At 73.5% G+C, this 13,676-nt stretch carries 15 protein-coding genes and 2 pseudogenes; 12 read left to right on the top strand and 5 right to left on the bottom strand.

Translation table 11 applies throughout. The annotated features are described in order from the left end of the window. Window position 1 precedes the first annotated feature (1 nt). Complete coding sequence (locus AB0F01_RS00935) at window positions 2-382, top strand: tetratricopeptide repeat protein (protein ID WP_362088967.1); 381 nt, start codon at window positions 2-4, stop codon at window positions 380-382. A gap of 48 nt (window positions 383-430) precedes the next feature. On the opposite strand, the gene AB0F01_RS00930 is transcribed toward AB0F01_RS00935, so the two are convergent. Continuing rightward, window positions 431-694: a DUF6343 family protein gene (locus tag AB0F01_RS00930; protein WP_362088966.1), complete on the bottom strand. Its 264-nt coding sequence runs from the start codon at window positions 692-694 to the stop codon at window positions 431-433. A gap of 173 nt (window positions 695-867) precedes the next feature. On the opposite strand from AB0F01_RS00930, the pseudogene AB0F01_RS00925 reads away from it, so the two are divergent. Further along, window positions 868-1,537: pseudogene (locus AB0F01_RS00925) on the top strand (methyltransferase domain-containing protein); the annotation flags it as partial. Window positions 1,538-1,779: 242 nt separating this feature from the next. After that, a complete protein-coding gene (locus tag AB0F01_RS00920) occupies window positions 1,780-2,310 on the top strand; it encodes a DoxX family protein (RefSeq protein ID WP_362088965.1) in 531 nt (176 codons plus the stop codon). A 168-nt stretch (window positions 2,311-2,478) separates the two neighbouring features. On the opposite strand, the gene AB0F01_RS00915 is transcribed toward AB0F01_RS00920, so the two are convergent. Further along, entirely contained in the window at window positions 2,479-3,189 is a 711-nt protein-coding gene (locus AB0F01_RS00915) for an RNA-binding S4 domain-containing protein (protein ID WP_362088964.1), read from the bottom strand. Window positions 3,190-3,411: 222 nt separating this feature from the next. Here AB0F01_RS00915 and AB0F01_RS00910 point away from each other — a divergent pair, with 222 nt between their 5' ends. The 6 genes from AB0F01_RS00910 (at window position 3,412) to AB0F01_RS00885 (ending at window position 9,096) form a co-directional block, all read left to right on the top strand. Then, window positions 3,412-4,203 carry a helix-turn-helix domain-containing protein gene (locus tag AB0F01_RS00910; protein WP_362088963.1) on the top strand — a complete coding sequence of 264 codons (792 nt, stop codon included), beginning with the start codon at window positions 3,412-3,414 and terminating at the stop codon, window positions 4,201-4,203. Window positions 4,204-4,232: 29 nt separating this feature from the next. Further along, window positions 4,233-5,675, top strand: coding sequence for an MFS transporter (locus tag AB0F01_RS00905; protein ID WP_362090161.1), 1,443 nt, complete (start codon window positions 4,233-4,235; stop codon window positions 5,673-5,675). A 275-nt stretch (window positions 5,676-5,950) separates the two neighbouring features. Continuing rightward, a complete protein-coding gene (locus AB0F01_RS00900) occupies window positions 5,951-6,631 on the top strand; it encodes a uracil-DNA glycosylase (protein WP_362090160.1) in 681 nt (226 codons plus the stop codon). A gap of 37 nt (window positions 6,632-6,668) precedes the next feature. Beyond that, window positions 6,669-7,634, top strand: a complete 966-nt coding sequence (gene pip, locus AB0F01_RS00895; protein WP_362088962.1) for a prolyl aminopeptidase — start codon at window positions 6,669-6,671, stop codon at window positions 7,632-7,634. A 222-nt stretch (window positions 7,635-7,856) separates the two neighbouring features. Beyond that, on the top strand, window positions 7,857-8,627 hold the full coding sequence (locus AB0F01_RS00890; protein ID WP_362088961.1) for a nucleotidyltransferase domain-containing protein: 771 nt from the start codon (window positions 7,857-7,859) through the stop codon (window positions 8,625-8,627). A 286-nt stretch (window positions 8,628-8,913) separates the two neighbouring features. After that, window positions 8,914-9,096 (top strand): hypothetical protein, encoded by a 183-nt coding sequence (locus AB0F01_RS00885; protein ID WP_362088960.1) that lies wholly within the window; start codon window positions 8,914-8,916, stop codon window positions 9,094-9,096. A 112-nt stretch (window positions 9,097-9,208) separates the two neighbouring features. Here AB0F01_RS00885 and AB0F01_RS00880 read toward each other — a convergent pair. The 3 genes and pseudogenes from AB0F01_RS00880 to AB0F01_RS00870 form a co-directional block, all read right to left on the bottom strand. Continuing rightward, window positions 9,209-9,404: pseudogene (locus AB0F01_RS00880) on the bottom strand (ATP-binding cassette domain-containing protein); the annotation flags it as partial. 184 nt (window positions 9,405-9,588) lie between these two features. Beyond that, window positions 9,589-10,017: a hypothetical protein gene (locus AB0F01_RS00875; RefSeq protein WP_362088959.1), complete on the bottom strand. Its 429-nt coding sequence runs from the start codon at window positions 10,015-10,017 to the stop codon at window positions 9,589-9,591. Continuing rightward, entirely contained in the window at window positions 10,014-10,793 is a 780-nt protein-coding gene (locus AB0F01_RS00870) for an ATP-binding protein (RefSeq protein WP_362088958.1), read from the bottom strand. The genes AB0F01_RS00875 and AB0F01_RS00870 overlap by 4 nt, the downstream gene beginning before the upstream one ends. 238 nt (window positions 10,794-11,031) lie before the next feature. Here AB0F01_RS00870 and AB0F01_RS00865 point away from each other — a divergent pair, with 238 nt between their 5' ends. The 3 genes from AB0F01_RS00865 to AB0F01_RS00855 all read left to right on the top strand — a co-directional run bounded on the left by AB0F01_RS00865 (window position 11,032) and on the right by AB0F01_RS00855 (window position 13,374). Continuing rightward, the gene (locus AB0F01_RS00865; RefSeq protein WP_362088957.1) at window positions 11,032-11,892 is read left to right on the top strand and encodes a helix-turn-helix transcriptional regulator; all 861 of its coding nucleotides are present in this window, start codon (window positions 11,032-11,034) and stop codon (window positions 11,890-11,892) included. Next, a complete protein-coding gene (locus tag AB0F01_RS00860) occupies window positions 11,893-12,168 on the top strand; it encodes a DUF397 domain-containing protein (protein WP_362088956.1) in 276 nt (91 codons plus the stop codon). Between the two features lie 402 nt (window positions 12,169-12,570). Next, the gene (locus tag AB0F01_RS00855; protein ID WP_362088955.1) at window positions 12,571-13,374 is read left to right on the top strand and encodes an SAM-dependent methyltransferase; all 804 of its coding nucleotides are present in this window, start codon (window positions 12,571-12,573) and stop codon (window positions 13,372-13,374) included. Window positions 13,375-13,676: the final 302 nt, after the last annotated feature.

Genomic DNA, 13,676 nt, shown 5'->3' with positions numbered 1-13,676 from the left:
AGTGCCCGAGACCAGCGGTTCGACCGGACGCACGCCGGAGACGCACGTCATCGACTTCCGTGCCGCCGAGCAGTTGCTCGCCGCCCGGGACCCGCGAGGTGCGGTGAAACTGCTCGACGGCGTCATCGACATGCATCCGGAGAACACCGCGGCCCGCCTGCTGCGTGCGCGGGCCTTCTTCGCGGCGGCCCAGCTGCGCGCCGCCGAACTGGAGTTCTCGCTCGTGCTGGAGCGGGAGCCGGACAACGCCTTCGCCCACTTCGCCCTGGCCCGCACCTACGAGCGGCAGGGCCGCGCCCACCCGGCCAAGCGCCACTTCCGCCTGGCGGCCGCCCTGGACCCGAACCCGGAGTACCTCCAGGCCGCCCGCTTCGACGCGTAGCGGGCGGGCCGCCGCCCCGCCGGGACGCCGCGGCCCGTCCGGCCGGTGTCACGGCGGGTCCCTGGGCGGCAGGTACGGCGGCACGTCGCGGCCCGGCTGGTAGTGCGGGCCGCGGCGGATGTGCCGGACCACGATGATCAGGTCGACCGTCATGACGAGCCACAGCAGGCCGCAGGCCAGGGCCCAGCCCGGACGGTCCGTGAGGGCGAAGGCGGCGGTGCCGAACACCGTCCAGGCCACGCCCCACACACTCAGCCAGAACCGCAGCCGCAGGGCACTGCGCGCGGTCACCGGTTCACTGCCGGTACGCATCACGATCACCGTCCCGTCCTGACCCCGAGCTGCGCGGACTCCCGGACCGGGAGCCCGTTCAATCCCGTTCCTTTCACTGTCTCACTCGCTCCATCTCACTCGGTCGAGTGAATCCGTTCGGTTCCGGAACGCACGTGCGGATCCTGCCCGTTGGAACGGACATGGAGACGATCATGCGCGAGGGATACGCGGGGACGGGGCCGGGGGCGATCACACCCGACGGTTGTGCGGTGGAGCTCTACGCTCGGCTCCCCGTCGGGGACGAGCCGGACGTCATCGCTGCCGCGGTGCCGCCGGGGGCGCGGCTGCTGGAACTGGGGAGCGGCGCCGGCCGTGTGACGCATGCGCTGGTGGAGCGCGGCTTCCCGGTCACGGCGGTGGACGAGTCCGCCGATGCTGGAGCGGGTGCGTGGCGCCCGCACGGTGTGCGGCCCGATAGAGCGGCTCGCCCTGGGCGAGCGGTTCGACGTGGTATTGCTCGGATCCTTCCTCGTGCACGCGGGCGACCGTGCCGTGCGGCGGGGGCTGCTGCGGACCTGCGTGCGGCACGTGGCGGACGGGGGCTGCGTCCTCATCCAGCGCGAGGGCGAGAACTACCACGCCGATGTGCCGCGGGAGCGCGTGGACCCGGCCGGCTTCACCGTGCGCATCCGCTCGGCCACACCGGTCGGCGACGGCGTCGTCTCCGTCCACGCGGAGTACGAGTTTCCCGACGCCACCTGGACCCAGACGTTCCGATCCCGCCCGATGACGCGGGATCAGTTCGAGCAGGCGCTGGAGGAGGCGGGACTGAGAGTGGACCGGTACCTGACGGAGGACCGGACATGGGTGCGGGCGGTTCCGGCCGGGGAAACGGGCGGATCGGGCGGGGGAGCGAGCGGATCAGGTGGGGGAGGGGGCGAGGAGGGCCGAGGAACACTGCACGGGAACGCGGAGGGCTCAGAGACACAGCACGGGAACACGAAGGGCTGAGGGACACACGGCGGGAACAACGGTGCGCGTCGACCGATGAGTTCCGGGGCACGCACGGGTCCTACCTGTGACAGCGACACGACCACCGAACGCGTTCACCACAGGAGACCCCGATGTCCGAGACCACCGCCTCCGCCCCCACCGCCTCCGCCTCCACCGCTTCCGCTGCTTCCGCCTCGGCCACCACCTCGGCCTCCATCATCGGGCCGGGGCCCGTCCCGGGGCCCTCGGTGCCCCGGCGGGTACGGCGGGGTCGCGTCGCGCTCCGTGTCGTCCAGGTCCTGCTCGCCCTGTTCTTCGCGTTCGCCAGCGCACTGCCCAAGCTGATCGCCCACTCCTCGGCCGCCGAGTCCTTCGACACGATGGGCTGGGGGAGCGCCGGGATGTACGCCATCGGGGCGCTGGAACTCGCCGGGGCGGTCGGCCTGTTGGTCCCGGTGCTCCAGTCGGCGGCGGCGACCGGACTGAGCGCGCTGATGGTGGGCGCCTTCGTGGTGCAGGTCGCCGTCTTCGACGGCGAGTTCGCGGCGACGCCGCTCATCCTGATGGTGCCGCTCGTCCTGATCGCCTGGTCGCGACGCGGCCACCATGCCGACCTGCTGGGCCTGCTGCGGGGGAAGAGGAGCGCGTCGGCGCAGGCGTAGCACCGGGTGTGCGGCGAGGAGGGGAGGCGGGGCCGGCCGGGCCCGAGCGGGGTGCGGCACGGGACCGACCCCACCGATCCCACCGGGCCTGGAACGGCTTGTGAGGCGTCCGCTCACCATGCGGAGGGTGCCGGGATGCGCGGGGTCCCATCGCTTACCGCTTACCGCTTACCGCTTGCCGCGGGTGCGGCGGTCAGTGCCTTTGCGCCTGCCGTCTCGCTCACGGGGGCGGCCGGCAGCGACGCCCGGACCGTCGTGGTCGCGGGGGTCGGCGAACGGGAGGACCGGGTCCGCTGCGTCGGCGTCGCCGAAGGCACCGGGGCCGGGCGGCAGACCGCCCAGTCCGCCGGCTGCTCCGAGTCCGCGCAGCCGCTCCAGCTCACGCCGGTCCCGCTTCGTCGGACGGCCCGCGCCACGGTCGCGGACACCGGCCGGAGCGACGGCCTCACGGGGCGGGGGCGGCGGCGAGTTGTCGATGTAGCACTGAACGGCCACGGGGGCACCGACCCGCTTGCGGATCAGCCGTTTCACGACGACGACCCGCTCACGGCCCTCGTGCCGCAGCCGTACCTCGTCACCGACGCGTACCGCGTGGGCGGGCTTCACCCGCTCGCCGTTCACGCGTACATGTCCCCCGCGGCAGGCCGAGGCGCCGAGGGAACGCGTCTTGACCAGGCGCACGGACCAGATCCAGCTGTCGATCCGGACGCTGCCGCCCGCCGGCGGCCCGGCCGCCTCGGCGGCTGCCACGGCGGCGGCGACCTTGGGATCGGGGGCCGCAGTCGGCTCCGGACCGGTCGGCGCGTCCTGGGCCGCCGACGCGTCACCGGCTCCGTCCGTCCCCCGCGTCCGGTCGTCCTCCGCACCCTCAGAAGCCATGCTTCCGACCCTATCGCTCCCCGTTGCCCGCGTTCCCCGCGTTCCCCCCGTTCTTCCTGCTCCCTGCTCTCCCCCTCTCTCCCTGCTCTCCCCCTCTCCGTTCTCGCCCTACCGCTCCCCGGGCCGTTGTCCGTCTCCGCCGGGGGCCGACAGCCCGCATTCCCCAAAATGATTTTGCAAAATCTCTTTTGCAGAACGGCTCCGCTCTTCTACGCTCACCGCATGGTCAGAGACGAGCACAGGCGTGTCCTCGATCCCGAGCGCGACACCGCCGCGTTGAAGGCACTTACGCACCCTTTGCGGATCCGGCTGCTGGGCATGTTGCGTCAGGACGGGCCGGCCACTGCCAGTGAGCTGGCCGACCGGACGGGGGAGTCGTCGGCGTCGACCAGCTACCACCTGAGGGTGCTGGCGAAGCACGCCTTCATCACCGAGGCGGAGCACCGTGACGGGCGGGAGCGGCGCTGGAAGGCGGTGCACACCGTGACGTCCTGGAGCAACGAGGCGATGGAGTCCTCGACGGTCGGCCGCGCCTACGTCGGGTTGGCCCGGCGGCGCCAGATCGACCACCTGGACGCGTCGCTCACCCGGCACGAGGAGGACCTGGCCGCGGGACGGCTGGGCCGGGAGTGGGTCGAGCCCTCCGGGATCAACGACTACCTGCCCCTGCTGACCCCGGAGTCGCTCAGCGAACTGTGGGAGGTCCTGGGACGCACGCTGGACGCACTGACCGCACGCGACGAGCACGACCCGCGCGCCCGCCGGGTGGCGTTCGTCGCCGCGGGACTGCCCCTGGCCGCACCACCCGCCGAGGGAACCGACGACATCCACCACCGCCACGACCACCACGGCGGCAAGGGCGGGGACGGCAGCGCAGGCGGGGACAGCAGCGCAGGCGGTGACGGCAGCGCAGGCGGTGACGCCCGGGACGGCGACGGCGGCACCGACCGGGCCGCCGGTGACGGGAGTGCTCCCGGCGGCACCCGGGACTCCGGAACCAGGGGTGCAGTGTGACCGGTACCCCGCAGCAGGGCCCGGGCGGCGTGCTCCACGGGGCGGCCGGGCACGGAGCGGGGGCGGCGCTGAAGACCGCCCGCCGCCGGTATGTCATCGTCTGCGCGCTCTTCTGGCTGCCCCCGGGACTCGCCATGGCCCCGTTGGTGCTGTTGTTCACCGAGCGGGGCATGGCGCTCACCGCCATCGCGGGATTCTTCGCCGCACACTCCCTCACCGCCGCGGCGGTGGAACTGCCCACCGGTGGCCTCTCCGACGTGCTCGGACGACGGCCGGTGCTCGCCGCGGCGGGCGCCCTCAACGCGATCGCCCTGCTCATCGTGGGTTTGGCAGGGACCGCGTGGGTGCTCGTCCTCGGCATGGTGCTGATGGGAACCGCACGGGCCCTCGCCAGCGGCCCGGCGGAGGCCTGGTACGTGGACACCGTCCAGGCGACCGCCGGACCCGACGCCGATCTGCGCACCGGCCTGGCCCGCGGCAGTTCCGCCACCTCGGCGGCCCTCGCGATCGGCCTGATGCTCGGCGGCTCCGTGCCCTGGCTCATCGACCGGACCGCGGATCTCGGCCCGGGCTTGATCCGGGCGACGTCGGGCCTGGTGCTGCCGTTGTCCGTCCCGGTGCTGCTGGGGGCCGCCGTCGAGGTCCTCTTCCTCTGCTACGTGCTGGCCGCACTGCGGGAGCCGCCACGGCCGCCCGCCACCCTCCGCTCCGTGCTGCGTGGCGTCCCGGGCGCCGTACTGAGCGGTGTGCGGCTGGGTGGGCGGGACGCGATGGTGCGCAGGATCCTGCTCAGTGCGGCTGCCGCCGGCAGTGCCCTGGCCGCCATCGAACTGCTCATGCCGGGCCGTGCCGTGACGCTGACCGGAGCGCCCGAGTCGGGTGCCCTGCTCTTCGCCGCGCTGGCCTGCGGCGGCTTCGTCTGCGCCGGTCTCGGCAGCCACCTGGCGCCGTCGGCAGCCCGGCTGACCGGCAGCGGCGGGCGCGCGGTGCTGGCCGGACTGGGCACCGCCACAGCAGGTCTGCTGCTGCTCGGTGCGACGGCCGCCTGGTCGCATCCGGTCTCCACCGGACTCGTCGTCGCCGGGTTCGGCCTGGTCTACCTGGGACTCGGCGTGGCGGGACCGAACGAGAACGAGCTGCTGCACCGCCGGGTGCCCGGCGACGCCCGGGCCACCGCCCTGTCCGTCCAGTCGCTCGCCCAGCAGTCGGTCGGGGCCGTCACCGGCGTGGTGGTCGGCGCGCTCACCCCCGGGCCCCTGCCCTGGCTGCTGACCGCGGCCGTCCTCCTCGCCGGGGCGCTGCTGTGGACCCGCCGCGGTGACGGACCGCCGGACGACGGAGCACGCGACCGGCCCGCCGGTCCGGCCGACGTCCCGGAACGACGGAAGCCCGAACTGACGCCCGCGACCTCCACGGCCCCGGCGACCTCCACGGCCCCCGCGACCTCCACGACCCCTACCGTGGAGACATGACCCCCAGCGGCCCCTCCGGCCCGTCCGACCCCTTGGACCGCTCCGACCCCTCGGACCGCTCCGGCTCCTCGGAGCGGTCCGGCTCCTCCGGACCTCCCCGCACTTCCGGCCCGTCCAGCTCCTCTGGCCCGTCTGGCTCCCCTGGCCCGTCCGGCCTCTCCGAACGGTCCGGCCGCTACGGTCCTTCCCGCCCGTCCGGACCTCCCGACCGCTCCGACCCCTCCGAACGGTCCGGTTCGTCGGACGCCGTCGCTCTCGCCCGTCTCGACCGGCGCATCGCCGGCTGCCGTGCCTGCCCGCGGCTGGTCGACTGGCGGGAGGAAGTGGCCCGTACCAAGCGCGCCGCCTTCGCCGACCAGACGTACTGGGGGAGGCCGGTGCCCGGCTTCGGGCCGCCGGACGCCCGTCTGCTGATCCTCGGCCTCGCCCCCGCCGCACACGGGGGTAACCGTACGGGGCGGATGTTCACCGGGGACCGTTCCGGAGACGTGCTGTACCGCGCGCTGTACGACGTAGGGCTCGCCTCGCAGCCGACCGCCGTGCACGCGGACGACGGCCTCGCCCTGCACGGCGTGCGCATCACCTCTCCCGTGCACTGCGCGCCGCCCGCCAACAAACCCACCCCCGAGGAACGCGACACCTGCCGCCCCTGGCTGGTGCGCGAACTGCGGCTGCTGCGGCCGACCGTCCGGGCCGCGGTCGTCCTCGGCGCCTTCGGCTGGCAGGCCGCGTTTCCCGCGTTCGCCGAGGCGGGATGGACGGTTCCACGTCCCCGCCCGGCCTTCGGCCACGGCACCCGGGTCACGCTGCCCGCACCGGACGGCGACGACCTCGACGTCTTCGGCTGCTTCCACGTCAGCCAGCGCAACACCTTCACCGGCCGGCTCACCCCCGCCATGCTCCGCGAGGTCCTGCGCGACGCGGCACGGGCGGCCGGGCTCCCCACCCGGAAATGAGCTGAACGGACCCGGCACCACCCGTTACGGTGCCGCGATGAGCCTTTACCCGGAGATCGAACCCTACGACCACGGCATGCTCGACGTCGGTGACGGCAACCGCGTCCACTGGGCGACCTGCGGCAATCCCCGTGGCAAGCCCGCGGTGGTCCTGCACGGCGGCCCGGGCAGCGGCACCGGCCCACGAGCGAGGCGTTACTTCGATCCCGCGCGGTACCGCGTCGTGCTGCTGGACCAGCGCGGCGCCGGACGGTCCACGCCCCCGGCGAGCGATCCGGTCACCGACATGAGCGTGAACACGACCGACCGGCTGCTGGCCGACCTGGAGCGCCTGCGCACCCACCTGGGAATCGAACGGTGGCTGGTGTGGGGCGCCTCGTGGGGATCGGTGCTCGGTCTGCGTTACGCCCAGACCCACCCGGGGGTCGTGTCCGAACTGGTGCTGACCGCGGTCGCCACGGGGTCCCGCGCCGAAGTGGACCTGCTGACCCGGGGGTTGGGCACCATCTTCCCGGACGCCTTCGAACGGTTCCTCGCCGGTCTGCCCGCCGCCGAGCGGGACGGCAACCTCGCCGCCGCTTACAACAGGCTGCTGGAGTCACCGGATCCGCAGGTGCGGCACCGGGCCGCCCGGGCCTGGACCGACTGGGAGACGGCGACGATCCCCGCGCCGCCGCGCTCCATCGAGCGGTTCGAGGACCCGGACTTCCGTCAGGGCTTCGCCCGCACCGTCACCCACTACTGGGCCAACGACCACTTCCTCGGCGAAGGCCCCGACGAGGGCGTCGTCCTGAAGGACGCGCACCTGCTCAAGGGCATCCCCGGCACCCTGGTGCAGGGGAGTCTCGACTTCGGCAACCTGCTCGGCATCGTGTGGCGGTTGCACCACGCCTGGCCCGACAGCGAGCTGGTGATCGTGGACGAGGCCGGTCACGATGCCGGACCGGCCGGGGACAGGGCCCTGGTCGCCGCGACGGACGCCTACGCCGGCCCGCACCGCTGACCCCGTTCGCGCCCCACGAACCCCCGACCAGGAAGCACCGGCCCCCGCGGGCATCGCGTGAGCGTCTCGCCCTCCGCCCCGCCACCGCCCGTTCCGGTCCCCCTCACCCCGCACGATCGGCCGCCGACCCGCCGACCCGCCGACCCGCCGACCCGCCGACCCGCCGACCCGCCAGCCCGTCGGCTCGCCGACCACCGGCCGTCTACCGTCAGGAGCCCTGCCGTGCCGCCGTCCGCCCTCCCGGGCCAGGAGTTCCTCGACCGCACCGCCGACCGGCTCGCCGCGCTGCCCGGCGTCACCGCCGTCGCCCTGGGCGGTTCCCGTGCGCAGGGCACCGAGCGGCCGGACAGCGACTGGGACCTGGCGGTCTACTACCGGGGCGCCTTCGACCCGGACGACCTGCGGGCCGTCGGCTGGGAGGGCGAGGTCTCCGAGATCGGTGGCTGGGGCGGCGGCGTCTTCAACGGCGGTGCGTGGCTGACCGTCGAGGGCCGCCGGGTCGACGTCCACTACCGCGACCTCGACGTCGTCGAACACGAGTGGGCGGAGGCACGGGAGGGCCGCTTCCGCGTCGAGCCGCTGATGTTCCACCTGGCCGGCATTCCGACCTACCTGCTGGTCGCCGAACTCGCCCTCAACGTCACGCTCCGCGGCACACTGCCCCGCCCCTCCGGCTACCCGGAGGCCCTGCGCCGTACCGCTTTCGAACGCTGGCGCGGCACGGGCGCCGCGACGCTCGCCCACGCCGCCGCGCACCACGCGCCCCGGGGCCGACTGACGGAGGTCGCCGGGGCTGTGGCGACCGCGGCCATGCAGACCGGGCACGCGGTACTGGCCGAGCGAGGGGAGTGGGTGACCAACGAGAAGCGGCTGCTCGACCGTGCGGGACTGAGGGAGGTAGACGGCATCCTCGCCGGGATGCGGAGCCGCCCCGAGTCACTGACCTCTGCCGTCGCGGCGGCGGAGGCGTTGTTCACGGGAGCAGTGCGCTGACGCGGACCCACCCGGAGGAGCGCAGGCCCCGGTGAGTGTCGCCCTGCGGCCCGCGGTGCGGGGTGGGCGCCGGCTGAGCGCAGCCGCGGCAGGAGAGGCCATCCGTTATCACGACGAGTGAGGCGACTGATGCGGAAGGTGATCCGATACTCCGAAAAGCTGAGACCGGGCTCACACGTGGCGGTGAACGGGTGTCAACTACGTCTCAGTACCGTCACCGGACGAGGCATCCGCCCCATGGTTGGCGTTTAACTCTACGAGTACAGCGCGACATGGAGGTGGCAGGGTGAACGGGCGAACAGTGCTCGAACGCTTTCCCGCAGGTGGGCCGCGGGGGTCATGGCCCGCGGAGGAGTTCGCGCAGGCGCGACGCCTCGAGGGACTGCCCGCCGAAGTTGTCATGGACCTCGCTACCGACATGTTCCTGGTGATCGTGCGGAGCGGCGATGGGAGCGGTGCCGCGGCGTGAGCCCGCTCCGCCGCACCCCGTTCTGCTCCGCCCCGTGCCCGCCGGGTCGCGCGAACGCGCCGACACCCTGACCCTCCGGACAGGCCGGACCCCTGGCTGCTTCCGGCTCCCGGCCGGCCAGGGCACGGATCCGGTCGAAGACCTCCCGTTCGGCCCGGGCGTCCAGAGCGGCCGTCGGCTCGTCCACGATCAGGATGCTCCCGCGCCGGTACGCCGCCCGGGCGATCCCGAGCCGCTGCCACTGTCCCCCGGACGAGCTCGTGCCCGCCGCTGAAGTGGCGGGCCGGCAGCGTGTCGGGGCCGCGCGGGGGGCATCACGGGTGCAGGCCAGGCGTCCCAGGCGCAGGAGGGGGTGCAGGCCGGGTGGCATGCGTGAGGGTCGGCTGCAGGGCGGGATCGCGCGGATGCGGCGCGGGTTCGCCCGGAGTGGGCGGCGGAGGCCCCGGCGGCCTGTCCCGGACCGGTGGGTGCCGTGTCCGGCGTGAGCGTGTCTCAGGCGCTGATCGGCCGGGACCAGGTGGGCGTCGTACCGGTCAGGCGGCAGACGGCCAGATAGAGGGGTATCGGCGGGGTGTACGGGAGGGTGCCCTCCGGGCGGTGGATCAGTCCGGGCAGGTCCGGGGCGCCGGGGAGGAGCGCGCCGGTGGCGTAGCGGGCGGGGGCCGGCCACTCCAGCGCGTAGTCCGAGTCGGACGGGACCAGCCACCACCAGTGCGTCTCATCGGCGTAGACGCACCCCACCCGGGGCAGCCGGGGCATCACCATCGGCCCGAAACGGGCCGGTACCGCGACCGCGTCGCAGCCCATCGGGGCCGTCATCCCGTCCGGTACGGGCAGCCGCCGGGGGGTCCCGGGGGCCGTCGGCAGGGCGCGTCGCAGGCGGACCAGCGAGTCCAGGGTCAGGACCGGGGCACCCGTCACGCCTGCTCCCCTCCCCGGTGCCGCCGCCTGTGCGGCACACCCTGGCGGGCCGGGGGCCCGGGGTGCGGGCGGCTCGCCGTACGGGGGCCGTCGGCCTCCGCGCGGTTCGCCGAGCGGGCGCCGGCGGTGTCCGTGCGGCCCGTACGGGTGCCGTCGTCCTCGCCCTCGGTTCCGGATTCGGTACCGGACTCGGTTCCGGCGTCGTCCGGTCCCTCGGTCGGCGCCGGCTTGGGGCGTGCGCCCCAGCCGAGGTCGTCGCGAGGGTCGCCGGGGTCGCGCGGCGCGCGGGACCCGCGGGGCAGATCGGCCCATACGAGCAGCCCGAGCCCGTGCTCGTGGGCGCCCCAGGACCGGCAGAGGGCCTCGACGAGCAGCAGGCCCCGCCCGTGTTCCTCGTCCGTCCCCTGGCGGGTGGCGGCCCGAGGCTTGCCCGGGGCGCAGCCCTCGTCCTGCACGGCTATGCGCAGCAGGTCGTCACCGTCGTGCAACTCGCAGACGACACGGCTGCTCGCGGTGTGCACGATGGCGTTGGTGACCAGTTCGGAGACGACCAGGGCCGCGGTGTCACAGGTGTCCTCGCACACCGACCAGCCGTCCAGCCGGGCCCTCGTCAGGCGTCTGGCCTGTGCGGGGGAACCAGGGTGGGCGGCCAGTTCGAAGCGGAACCGGCGCTCGGCAGCGACCCCCGGAGGGGTGGCTTCCGGCGCGGCACCGAGAGCGACGGGGCCCGCGGCGGCGTCTGCTCCTAAGGGCACGGACGGAATCACGCTTGCCACTATCGCCCCGCCGGGAACACTTGGCAAGTGTCACTCTGAAAATTGCAGAGTGCTGTGTGACGGTCTGGACGGGCGTGGCACACTGCTCGCAACAGCACCTCGCGCGGCGCCAGTTGGGACCGTCGACGACGCGATTCGTTCGAACGAGGATTCGGACGGAAAGGTCGTTCGAACGTGTCTTCGAATGGCGCCGCCGGGCTGTCAGGAATCCTTTGTCATGGTGTCGTGGAGGTGGAGCGTGAGCGAACCGCGGTCCGCGCCGACGGTCGGGCAGGTTGTTCTCGGCAGGCGTCTGCTGGACCTGCGGGAGCGCGCCGGGCTCAAGCGCGAGGAGGCGGCCCGCATCCTCCGCGTCGCACCGGCCACCGTCCGCCGCATGGAGACGGCCGAGGTCGCCCTCAAGATCCCGTACCTCCAGCTCCTGCTCAAGGCGTACGGCGTCTCCGACGAGGAGGCCGACGCCTTCGTGCGCCTTGCCGAGGACGCCAACCGCCCCGGCTGGTGGCAGCGCTTCCACGACATCCTGCCCGGCTGGTTCTCGATGTACGTCAGCCTGGAGGGGGCCGCCTCCCTCATCCGTGGCTACGAGCCCCATTTCGTCCCCGGGCTGCTGCAGACGGAGGACTACGCCCGTGGCGTCCTGCGCTCGGGCGCCATCGGCCAGACCCGGCCCGAGGACATCGAACGCCACGTCGACCTGCGCATGCAGCGGCAGGACCTGCTCACCCGTGAGGACGCCCCCCGGCTGTGGTTCGTCATGGACGAGACCGCCCTCCTCCGCCCGGTCGGCGGGTCCGAGGTGATGCGGGCCCAGATCGACCGGCTTCTCGACGTCGCCCACCTGCCCCACGTGACCCTGCAGGTCGCCCCGTTCGCGGGCGGCCCGCACCCGGGCACGTACGGGCCCTTCGTCATTTTCCGGTTCGCCATGCCCGAACTTCCGGACATGGTCTACAGCGAGTACCTGACCGGCGCCGTCTACCTGGACGCCCGCAGCGAGGTGGCGACCCACCTCGAGGTCATGGACCGCATGGCGGCACAGGCCGCCGGCGCACATCGCACGAAGGAGATCCTCAGGGATCTCCGCAAGGAGCTCTGAATGAATTCCGTCAAAACCCTGCCCCAGCCGCGCGTCGCGGGCCGCCACATCTACAACGGCATGCCCGCACGGGAACTCGGCAGCGAGGGCTGGCACAAGCCGTGGAGCGGAGGCAACGGGGGCAACTGCCTGGAGGCCATGAAACTCGACGACGGCCGGATCGCCGTCCGGCAGTCCACCGACCCGGACGGACCCGCCCTCATCTACACCACCGCCGAGATGACGGCCTTCATCGAGGGCGCGAAGGCGGGAGAGGCGGACTTCCTGGTGGCCTGAGCCCGACCTGGGTCCAGTCCGCCGCATCGTTCCTGCGCGACCTTGCCTTCTACTCGCCGCATCGTTCCGGCACCCGTTCGTTCCGCACCGGCCCCCGACCTGTTCCCGACTTCGTCCGCTGTCCGCCGTCCGTTGTCCCCGGTCCGTTCCGACCCGTCCGCCGCCCGTCCTGTCCGTCACGCACCGACCTCACGAGCGATGCGCCGCGAACCGGTCCGTCACGCACCGCGCCCCACTGATCCGCCCGAACCGAACCGCCACGCTCCACCGAACAGCGATACGTCGCCCCCGGTGGAACGTCCCGTCCCGCAAGGCCGGCTCCGCGCCGGTACCGGAGGCGACCCAATTGACTGAGCCGACCGAATTGATCACCGACCCCCGCAGCCCCTTACGGAGTGCCTCATGACCGGACGACCCCCCGTCGGCATCGACACCAGCAAGCCGCACCCGGCCCGCATGTACGACTGGTACCTGGGCGGGAAGGACAACTACCCCGTCGACGAGGCCATGGGCCGGCAGATGCTCGCCCTCGACCCGAGGGTGCCGGTGATGGCGCGGGTCAACCGCGCCTTCATGCAACGGGCCACCCGGTGGCTGGCCGACCGCGGCATACGCCAGTTCCTCGACGTCGGCACCGGCATCCCCACCGAGCCGAACCTCCACCAGATCGCCCAGCGCGCCGCCCCCGACGCGCGGGTCGTGTACTGCGACAACGACCCCATCGTGCTGGCGCACGCCGAGGCCCTGCTGAGGGGGACGGACGAGGGCGTCACGGAGTACCTCCAGGCGGACGTGCGCGAACCCGAGACGATCCTGGAGGCCGCCCGGAAGATCCTCGACTTCACGGAACCCGTCGCCCTGTCCCTGATCGCGTTGCTGCACTTCGTCCCCGACGAGGACGGTGCGCACGACCTGGTCGCCCGGCTGATGGCCGAACTGCCCTCCGGCAGCCACCTGGTCGTCTCCCACGCGACGGCGGACTTCACCCCCGAGGAGTCGAAGGCCGCCACGGACAAGCTCAAGGCCGCGGGTGTCACTCTGGCCCTGCGCTCCCGTGAGGAGTTCGCCCGCTTCTTCGACGGCCTCGAACTGGTGGAACCCGGCGTCCGGGTGCCCCACGAGTGGCACCCCGAACTGGGGGAGCCGGTGGCCGGCCAGGACGACGGTGTCATCCCCGGCTACGGGGCGGTGGGGCGCAAGCCCTGACCTCGTCCGGGCACACATGGCCCGCGGGGACGCGGTGCGGGCGCACGTGATCCGCGCGGACCACGGGCGATCCGGTCAGCCGCCCGCCCGCCCGCCCGCCCTGCCCGCCCGGGCCGCGCCGCCGGGTTCGCATCCCGCCTCGCCCGGCCCGCCCGGCCCGGGCCGCACGCCCGAGCGGCACGCCGGAGTCGCGCGCACGCAGACCACGGCACGCGCTGACCACGGCACGCCGGAGTCGGGTGCACGCGGGCCACGGCATGCCCTGGTCGTGGCCAGCCCGGGGGCACAGCACGCCCGGGTCA

Source organism: Streptomyces sp. NPDC029526, from assembly GCF_040637405.1.
GTDB lineage: Bacteria > Actinomycetota > Actinomycetes > Streptomycetales > Streptomycetaceae > Streptomyces.
This window is presented reverse-complemented; position numbering and strand designations above follow the sequence as displayed.

What these genes read in the sequence shown, in the direction of transcription:
- AB0F01_RS00930 (WP_362088966.1), bottom strand. Translation starts at nt 694, where the DNA reads ATGCGTACCGGCAGTGAACCGGTGACCGCGCGCAGTGCCCTGCGGCTG.
- AB0F01_RS00920 (WP_362088965.1), top strand. Translation starts at nt 1,780, where the DNA reads ATGTCCGAGACCACCGCCTCCGCCCCCACCGCCTCCGCCTCCACCGCT.
- AB0F01_RS00915 (WP_362088964.1), bottom strand. Translation starts at nt 3,189, where the DNA reads ATGGCTTCTGAGGGTGCGGAGGACGACCGGACGCGGGGGACGGACGGA.
- AB0F01_RS00910 (WP_362088963.1), top strand. Translation starts at nt 3,412, where the DNA reads ATGGTCAGAGACGAGCACAGGCGTGTCCTCGATCCCGAGCGCGACACC.
- pip (WP_362088962.1), top strand. Translation starts at nt 6,669, where the DNA reads ATGAGCCTTTACCCGGAGATCGAACCCTACGACCACGGCATGCTCGAC.
- AB0F01_RS00860 (WP_362088956.1), top strand. Translation starts at nt 11,893, where the DNA reads ATGAATTCCGTCAAAACCCTGCCCCAGCCGCGCGTCGCGGGCCGCCAC.
- AB0F01_RS00855 (WP_362088955.1), top strand. Translation starts at nt 12,571, where the DNA reads ATGACCGGACGACCCCCCGTCGGCATCGACACCAGCAAGCCGCACCCG.